Annotated in this window: 9 protein-coding genes; 6 read left to right on the top strand and 3 right to left on the bottom strand. The window is 69.4% G+C overall.

What is annotated here, in order from left to right; translation table 11 throughout:
- The first annotated feature begins 200 nt into the window (after positions 1-200).
- Entirely contained in the window at positions 201-1,394 is a 1,194-nt protein-coding gene (metC, locus tag ADE01S_RS29150) for a cystathionine beta-lyase (protein ID WP_062685253.1), read from the top strand.
- A 105-nt stretch (positions 1,395-1,499) separates the two neighbouring features.
- Here metC and ADE01S_RS29145 read toward each other — a convergent pair whose 3' ends face one another.
- The 3 genes from ADE01S_RS29145 to argS all read right to left on the bottom strand — a co-directional run bounded on the left by ADE01S_RS29145 (position 1,500) and on the right by argS (position 4,646).
- Positions 1,500-2,129 carry a thiol:disulfide interchange protein DsbA/DsbL gene (locus ADE01S_RS29145; RefSeq protein ID WP_062685252.1) on the bottom strand — a complete coding sequence of 210 codons (630 nt, stop codon included), beginning with the start codon at positions 2,127-2,129 and terminating at the stop codon, positions 1,500-1,502.
- 81 nt (positions 2,130-2,210) lie between these two features.
- A complete protein-coding gene (locus tag ADE01S_RS29140) occupies positions 2,211-2,939 on the bottom strand; it encodes an SPOR domain-containing protein (protein ID WP_062685251.1) in 729 nt (242 codons plus the stop codon).
- Between the two features lie 9 nt (positions 2,940-2,948).
- Positions 2,949-4,646, bottom strand: a complete 1,698-nt coding sequence (gene argS, locus ADE01S_RS29135; protein WP_062685250.1) for an arginine--tRNA ligase — start codon at positions 4,644-4,646, stop codon at positions 2,949-2,951.
- Between the two features lie 327 nt (positions 4,647-4,973).
- On the opposite strand from argS, the gene ADE01S_RS29130 reads away from it, so the two are divergent.
- The 5 genes from ADE01S_RS29130 (at position 4,974) to ADE01S_RS29110 (ending at position 8,068) form a co-directional block, all read left to right on the top strand.
- A complete protein-coding gene (locus ADE01S_RS29130; RefSeq protein ID WP_062685249.1) occupies positions 4,974-5,321 on the top strand; it encodes a DUF1840 domain-containing protein in 348 nt (115 codons plus the stop codon).
- An 87-nt stretch (positions 5,322-5,408) separates the two neighbouring features.
- Entirely contained in the window at positions 5,409-5,726 is a 318-nt protein-coding gene (locus tag ADE01S_RS29125; RefSeq protein WP_062685248.1) for a hypothetical protein, read from the top strand.
- Positions 5,727-5,950: 224 nt separating this feature from the next.
- The gene (locus ADE01S_RS29120; RefSeq protein ID WP_075873478.1) at positions 5,951-6,649 is read left to right on the top strand and encodes a GntR family transcriptional regulator; all 699 of its coding nucleotides are present in this window, start codon (positions 5,951-5,953) and stop codon (positions 6,647-6,649) included.
- The gene (locus tag ADE01S_RS29115) at positions 6,639-7,142 is read left to right on the top strand and encodes an ureidoglycolate lyase (RefSeq protein WP_062685247.1); all 504 of its coding nucleotides are present in this window, start codon (positions 6,639-6,641) and stop codon (positions 7,140-7,142) included. Before ADE01S_RS29120 ends, ADE01S_RS29115 begins: the two co-directional genes overlap by 11 nt.
- Positions 7,143-7,150: 8 nt before the next feature.
- Positions 7,151-8,068, top strand: a complete 918-nt coding sequence (locus ADE01S_RS29110) for a polysaccharide deacetylase family protein (protein WP_242663477.1) — start codon at positions 7,151-7,153, stop codon at positions 8,066-8,068.
- Positions 8,069-8,081: the final 13 nt, after the last annotated feature.

Raw genomic sequence — 8,081 nt, 5'->3', positions numbered from 1 at the left:
CGTGAGCCGGGGGCCGGGCGGAGGGATCCGAAGCGCAGCCCCAGTGGGGCGAGCATCGGAATCCCGCAGTCCGGACGCCGGCGGCTCAAGAACTCCGGCCTCACAAAGCCCAACGTCAACAATCCAACCCAAAATGCTCTAAGGTTCATCCTATCCGTTTCTCTTTCCCGCCATTCCACTTGCCAGCCGTTCCTCCGAAGATGCCTACCAAACACATCGATACGCTTCTGCAGCATGCGGGCACCGCCCCGTTCAATCCCGAGACCGGCACGGCGCCGGTGCCGCTGCCCCCGATGCGGGCCAGCACGGTGCGCTTCGCGAACATCGCCGCGCTGGAGCAGGCGCAGCGCAGCAAGGCCGCCGGCGGGCGCGCGACGACCTACGGCCGCATGGGCATGGACACCCACGCCGCGCTGGAGCAGGTCTTCACGCAGCTCGAAGGCGGCACGCACTGCTATCTGGCGTCCTCCGGCCTGTCGGCCATGACCATGGTCATGCTGGCCCTGTGCTCGGCCGGCGACCACGCCCTCATTTCCGATTGCGTGTACGGACCGATGCGCGAGCTGGACGACGCCGTCCTCAAGCGCATGAACATCGACATCACCTACTTCGCCGCCGGCGAAGACCTGGACGAGCTGGTGCGTCCGAACACCAAGCTGCTGTACGTGGAGTCGCCGGGGTCGCTGCTGTTCGAGATGCTGGACATGGGCGCGATGGCCGCCGTGGCGCAGCGCCACGGCCTGGTGCTGGCCACCGACAATACCTGGGGCTCGGGCTATATCTACCGCCCGCTGACCCTGGGCGCGCAGGTGTCCGTCATCGCGGGCACCAAGTACGTGGGCGGGCACTCCGACCTGATGCTGGGCGCCGTCGTCACCAACGACGAGGAGATCGCCCGCAAGCTGAACCGCACCCAGTACGCCATGGGCTATTCCATCAGCGCCGACGACGCCTGGCTGGCATTGCGCGGCGTGCGCACCATGCCGATCCGCATGGCGCAGCACGCGCGCCACGCCATGCAGGTGTGCGAGTTCTTCAAGAGCCGTCCCGAGACGGTGCGCCTGTTCCATCCGGCCTGGCCGCAGGATCCGGGCCATGCATTGTGGCAGCGCGACTGCACCGGCTCCAACGGCATGCTGTCCGTCGAGCTGCGCCTGTCGCCGGCGGCGGCGCGCGTGTTCGTGGACTCGCTGACGCTGTTCGGCATCGGCTTTTCCTGGGGCGGCTACGAAAGCCTGGTGCAGCTGGTGTCGGGCAAGGACCTGGCCAAGCACCGCTACTGGGGCGAAGGCGACAACGCGCTGGTCCGCCTGCACATCGGGCTGGAGTCGCCCGACGACATCATCGCCGATCTGGCCCAGGCGCTCGACAAGGCCGTGGCCGCCCAGGGCTGAGCGGCCGGGGAAAAGGGCGCGCGCAAGCCGCGCCTTTTCTCAAGCTGAAAAGCAAAACGCCCCGGCCAACAGGCGCGGGGCGTTGCGGATCGGGGTCCGGGCGCGTCAGTTGCGCGCCATCGGGATCAGGCGGTCCACTTCCTTCAGGGCGCCTTCGTAGCTGTTGCCCGCCATGACCGGCGAGGTCATGAACTTGCCGCCGACGGCGAACGACGGCGTGCCTTCGATGCGGTAGGCGTCGGCCAGCTGGGTGGCGCGCTGCACTTGGGTCTGCACGCTGAACGAATCGAACACCGAATCGAACTTGGCGCGGTCCACGCCTTGCGAGGCGGCCCAGTCGCCCATGGCCTTCTTGTCGAACAGGCGCTTGTGCTCACCGTGGATGGCCGTGAAGACCTTGGCGTGCAGGTCCGGACGGTCCAGGGCCACCAGCGTGTAGTACAGCTGCTGCAGCGGCTTCATGCCGGCGTTGAACGCGATCGGGATCTGCTTGAGCACCACGTCCGGGGGGGCGGTCTTGGCCCAGTCCTCGATCAGCGGTTCGATGGCCGCGCAGTGCGGGCAGGTGTAGGCGAAGAACTCCAGCACTTCCACTTTGCCCGGGGTATCCGACGGCAGCGGCGGATTGATGGGCACGTATTGCTGCGTGCCTTGGGCATGGCTCGCCGGGCTGAAGAACGCCGTGGCGGTCAACGCGGCCGCGGCCAGGATGCGAATAAGCTTGGGGGACAGCATGGATGAGAGGTTCCTGAGTAAAAAGTTACAGACAGGCCCAGGGCCGGATAAGTTCAATGCCTGCGCGGGCGGCGGCGCGCCTTACTGGCGCACCACCGCGGTTTCGATCTTGTTCTCGCCCAATCGGCCGCGGGCGCGGTTCATGTCGTCCAGGCGGGCGAACGGCCCCACCCTGACCCGGTTGATGGGTTTGCCGTTCACTTCAGCCTTTTGCACGGCCACCGGCAAGCCCAGCAGGATGATGCGGGCCTTGAGGGATTCCGCGTCGTTTTCGCCGCGGAAGGCGCCTGCCTGCAGGTAGTACGTGCCCGTGGCCGCAGAGGCAGCGGGGGCCGGCTTGGCGGCCGGCGCCGGCGCGGCTGCCGGGGGCGCCTTCGAGATGGGCGTCGGCGCGGTGGCGGGCGAGGCGGCCGGGGCCGGCGCCGCGGCGGCGGGCTGGCGGGTGGACGGCAAGGTGGCGATCAGCGCGCCCAGGTCGTCCATGCGGGACGGCGGCTCGTCGGGCTTCGCGACGCCGGCGCCCGGCAGCGGCGCGGGGGCGGTCGCGGTGGGGCCGGTGGGGGCGGCGCCCGCGCCGCCATCGCGTCCGTACAGGCCGGCGTTGGGATCCGGCGCCTGCCGCGGGTCGGGCAGCTTGCCCGTGTCGCCCTGGCGGCTGGCGCGGTCCACGAAGGGCACGGGCGCCTTGGTGACGTAGAAGGCGACGACGGCGGCCACGATCAGGCCGAGGAGCAGGCCGGCGAGCGCCCCGTACAGGGTGCTGCCGCTTTCGCCAGAGGAACGGCGGGTGGTTTTGCGCTTGGTTGCCATGAACCGATGTTACATCCGCTCGGGCGCGGAAACGCCCAACAACTCCAGGCCGTTGGCCAGCACCTGGCGCGTGGTCGAGGCCAGGCGCAGGCGGGCCAGCTTCAGCGCCGTGTCGTCGACCAGGACGCGCTCGGCGTTGTACCAGGCATGGAAATCCGATGCGCAGTCGCGCAGCCAGAAGGCGATGTGGTGCGGCGACAGCTCCTGCGCGGCCAGCGCGATCACGCCGGGGAATTCGGCCAGGCGCTGCATCAGGGCGAATTCGGTCGGGGCGGTCAGGAGCGAGGCATCGGCCTGGGCCACGTCTGCGGCCGGCATGGCGGCATTGGCCACCACCGAGCAGATGCGGGCGTGCGCGTACTGGATGTAGTAGACGGGGTTTTCGTCGCTCTTGGAGAGCGCCAGGTCCACGTCGAAGACGAATTCGGTGTCGGCGCGGCGCTGGATCAGGAAGTAGCGGACGGCGTCGCGGCCGACCCAGTCGATCAGGTCGCGCATGGTGACGTAGCTGCCGGCGCGCTTGGAGATCTTGACCTCTTCGCCGCCGCGCATCACCTTGACCATCTTGTGCAGCACGTAGGACGGGTAGTCCTTGGGGATGCCTTCTTCCAGGCCCTGCAGGCCGGCGCGCACGCGCGCCACGGTGCCGTGGTGGTCGCTGCCCTGGATGTTCACGGCGCGATGGAAGCCGCGCTCCCACTTGGCCTTGTGATAGGCCACGTCGGGCACGAAGTAGGTGTAGCCGCCTTCGCTCTTCCTCATGACGCGGTCTTTGTCGTCGCCCGTGCCGAGTTCGGTGGTGCGCAGCCACAGGGCGCCGCCTTCCTCGTAGGTGTGGCCGCCGGCGATCAGCGCCTTGACGGTCTCTTCGACGCGGCCGGAGGTATAGAGCGAGCTTTCCAGGTAGTAATTGTCGAAGGCCAGGCCGAAGGCCTGCAGGTCCAGGTCCTGCTCGCGGCGCAGGTAGGCCACGGCGAAGACGCGGATGTCTTCCAGGTTGTCGACGTCGCCGGTGGCGGTGACGGCCACGCCGTCGGACTGGACGGTCTTGCCGGCCTGGAAGTCGCGCGCGATGTCGAGGATGTAGTCGCCCTTGTAGCCGTCGGCCGGCCATTCGGGGGAATCGGTACTCAGGCCGCGGGCGCGGGCCTGCACGCTGATGGCCAGATTGTTGATCTGGTTGCCGGCGTCGTTGTAGTAGAACTCGCGGGTGACGTCCCAGCCGTTGGCGTCGTACAGCCGGCAGATCGCGTCGCCCAGCGCGGCCTGGCGGGCATGGCCCACGTGCAGCGGTCCGGTGGGGTTGGCCGACACGAATTCGACCAGGATCTTCTCGCCGTTGCGGGGCGCGCGGCCGAAGGTGGCGCCTTGTTCGGCCACGGCGGCGATGACGGCCTGGCGGGCGGCGGCGGTGACGCGCAAATTGATGAAGCCGGGGCCGGCGATCTCGGCGCTCTCGACCAGGGCGGCGGCCTCGGGCAGCGCCATCAGGGCGTCCACGATGGCCTGGGCCAGTTCGCGCGGATTGCGGCGGGCCGGCTTGGCCAGCTGCATGGCCACGTTGGTGGCGACGTCGCCGTGGGCGGCGACCTTGGGGCGCTCCAGCAGCACGTTGGCTCGGGCCGTGTCGGCCTGCGCGTCGGGCAGGCTTTGCGCGACGGCGGCCTGGATCAGGGAGATAAGCTGTTTCTGTTGCTCGGGGAGCATGGGCGTCTGGAGAGGTTCTGAGTTAGTGACGGACGCGCCCGCGTGGACCGGGCCAGGCGGGCGGAGGGGACAGGACGGGGCGCTGCCAGCCGTGGGGACCGCGCGCGCATGCCCGATTCCGGGGCGGCGCAGGTCCTCCTGTCACGGGAATCCCCTGAATCATAGCGTGATTTGGCTGCCGGACAGGGGGGGAGCCGGGGCCCCGGCGGGCCGGGCCGGCCTGGCGCGGGGGGCGGATGACGGGCCCGCCGGACATCCGCCCTGCCGCCAGTTGGCATCCCCCGCGCGTTGCGGTAGTGTGTAAGTAATCATTGTGGAGACCGGAATATGCTGATCACCTTTCACTCCAAGGTCGTGGCCGAAGTTCTGATGCTGACCGACCATGCGGGCGCGCTGTTGCAGGCCGCCGGCAAGTCCTTCGGAGACAAGATTCCGGAGCGCGGCGTTTTCACCGTGGAACAGCTGCAGCCCGCCATCAGCGGCATCGAACGCGCCATCGACGACTACCAGCGCGCCCACGAGGGCGCCGACGAAGACGACGAGGACAAGGCGCCCGTGTCCCCGATGGCCCGCATGGTGGGCATGAAGGAACGCGCCTTCCCGCTGCTGGACATGATGCGCCAGTCGCTGGCGGCCGGCGCGGAAGTCACTTGGGAGGTGTCGCGCGGCTGGTAGGCGGTCGGGCCAATGTCGCCGGACCGACAATCTGTCCGGCCGTTTTTGCCTACGCTTCTCGCCTGACGCCCTTTGAAGGAACCTCCAATGCGCAGCGATATCACCATTGTTTTCGATTCCCGTCGTTCGGTGGATCTTTCCGCCGAGGTCGAGCCCTCCCCGCAGCGCCAGGGCGAGGCGCGGGACTGGTTCGACGGCGCCTGGGAAACGCTGGGCTGCGAGCCCCTGCGTCCCAGCGGCAAGGTCCTGCTGCTGGACAAGGTCCTGGGGGTGGCGGACGCCCTCGGCTACGACACCCTGTCCACCGACGAAAAGGAAGCCCGTGAATTCGCCGACAACCTGGCGCTGGCGCTGGAGCGGCCGCGCATCACGGTGGACCTCCCCGGCCTGACGGTCGGCTACTGACACGCCGGCCCGCCTTCCCGGCGGGCCTGCCTTTCTTTCCCTTTCGCCCGCCCGGCGCTGCCGGGATCCTTGCCCCTACGCGGGCGGGCCGGCGCTCGTCCATTCCCATGGCTCTCTTCCGCCCGCGGGTTTTTCCCTAGGCATTCCGTACCCACGCGCACGCCGCTCACGGCTATAGTTCAGTTGGTATTCAAGTGGGATCCCACCGGGATCGCGATAGGAAAATGAACCAGGAATCCTTCGAAGACTTTGCCGAGGAACGTGCCGGCGGCGACGGCCCGGCGCTGAGCGTGTCCGAACGCACCTACCAGGCCTTGCTCGACCGCATCGCCTCCCGCCGCACCGGCCCCGGCGAGGTGATGGAAGAGCGCCGCCTGTCCGAAGAACTGAACGTTTCGCGCACCCCGATGCGCGCGGCGCTGAACCGGCTGCTGGGCGAGGGCATCCTCAAGCGCCTGTCCAACGGCGCCGTGGTGGTGCAGGAGTTCGGTGCCACCGAACTGCTGGAACTGCTGCAGATCCGCCGCCTGCTGGAAGGCGAGGCGGCGGCCATGGCCGCGGGCCGGATCCCGGCCGACAAGCTGGCCTCGGTCAAGGCCCGCCTGGAAGACGTGATGCGGCATAGCGCCGCCGGCGGCGAATCCACCTGGACCGCCGACAACGAGGTCCACGATCTGGTGTCCGCCCACTGCGGCAACAAATCGCTGGCGGGAATGATCGCCGACGCCCGCCGCCGCGCGCGGCTGTGCAACGTCGAACGGCTGGCGCAGCGTTCGGTGCTGGCCCGCGGCGAGCACCTGGCCATCGTCGAGGCCCTGCAGGCCGGCGACGGGGAGCGCGCGCGCCAGGCCATGGCCGCGCACCTGGACAACGTGCGCCGCGCTTTCGCCAAGACCCTGGGATACCTGCCTCATGAACGTTGATTCCGCGCGCCGCGTCGTCGCGGAACCGCTCACGTCCGAGGGCTTCGCCGCGTTCGGCGAAGTGGTCGAGCACGCCGGCGAGCAGCGGCGCCGGCACCTGAGCCTGCCCTTCGCGCACGCGGCGCCGGCATGCCGGCCCGCCATGTGGGTGAGCCGGGTGGAGGCGGCGATCGCGTGGCCCTGCCCGGTCGTGCTGCTGGAGCGCCACCCCTATTCCTCGCAGACCTTCATCCCGCTGGACGGCGCGTCCTATCTCGTGGCGGTCGCGCCGGACGGCGAGCGCGGCGAGCCGGACCTGTCCCGCCTGCGCGCCTTCATTGCGTCCGGCAGCCAGGGGGTGTGCTACCGGGCCGGGGTCTGGCACCAGGGCCTGTCGGTGCTGCGCGCGCCGGCCCAGTTCGCCGTCGCCATGACGCTGGCGGACGAAGGCGACGACGAATTCCTGAAGGTGGCCGCGTCCGTGGACATCGTGCCGCCCGGCTTTGACCGTTGAACGAGGACATCTCCATGCAACCCGATTACCCCCATCTGCGGCGCGACTTCGTCGGCTACGGCGCGGACCTGCCCCATGCGCAATGGCCCCAAGGCGCCCGCATCGCGCTGAACCTGTGCGTGAACTACGAAGAAGGCGGCGAACTGTCCGTGCCCGACGGCGACGAGGCCTCGGAGTCGGCCCTGACCGAGGGCGGGGGCGGCGGTTTCGCCGGCCGCGACCTGGCGGCCGAATCCATGTTCGAGTACGGCAGCCGCGTCGGCTTCTGGCGCGTCGCGCGCTTGCTGCGCGAGCGCGGCATGGCCGCGACCATCTTCGGCTGCGGCCTGGCGCTGGAGCGCAATCCGCAGGTGTGCGCCGCCATCCGTGACAGCCGCTGGGACGTGTGCGCCCACGGCTGGCGCTGGGAGCGCCACCAGAACCTGACCGAGGAAGAGGAGCGCGAACGCATCCGCCGCACCGTCGCCTCCATCCAGGCGTCGGTGGGCGCCCGCCCGCTGGGCTGGTACTGCCGCTACGGCCCGAGCGTGCACACGCGCAAGCTGGTGGCCGAGGAAGGCGGCTTCCTGTACGACTCCGACGCCTACAACGATGAGCTGCCGTACTACGCGGACGTGGGCGGACGGCCGCATCTGATCCTGCCCTACGGGCTGGCCAACAACGACGCGAAGTTCATCCGCGGCGGCATGGCCACCGGGCAGGACCTGTTCGATTACCTGAAGGACGCGTTCGACATGATGTACCGCGAGGGCCTCGATCGCCCGCGCATGATGTCGGTGGGCCTGCACTTGCGGCTGGTCGGCCAACCGGGCCGCGCCGCGGGCCTGGAGCGCTTCCTCGACTACGTATCGCGCCAATCGGACGTGTGGGTATGCGGCCGGGCCGACATCGCGCGCCACTGGCTGGCCACGCACCCGCCTCGCTGAAGGCGCGGCGAAG

The sequence above is a fragment of the Achromobacter denitrificans NBRC 15125 genome (assembly GCF_001571365.1).
GTDB classification, from domain to species: Bacteria; Pseudomonadota; Gammaproteobacteria; order Burkholderiales; family Burkholderiaceae_B; genus Achromobacter; species Achromobacter denitrificans.
Note: the sequence above shows the minus strand (reverse complement) of the source record. Positions and strands in the feature narration are given on the sequence as shown.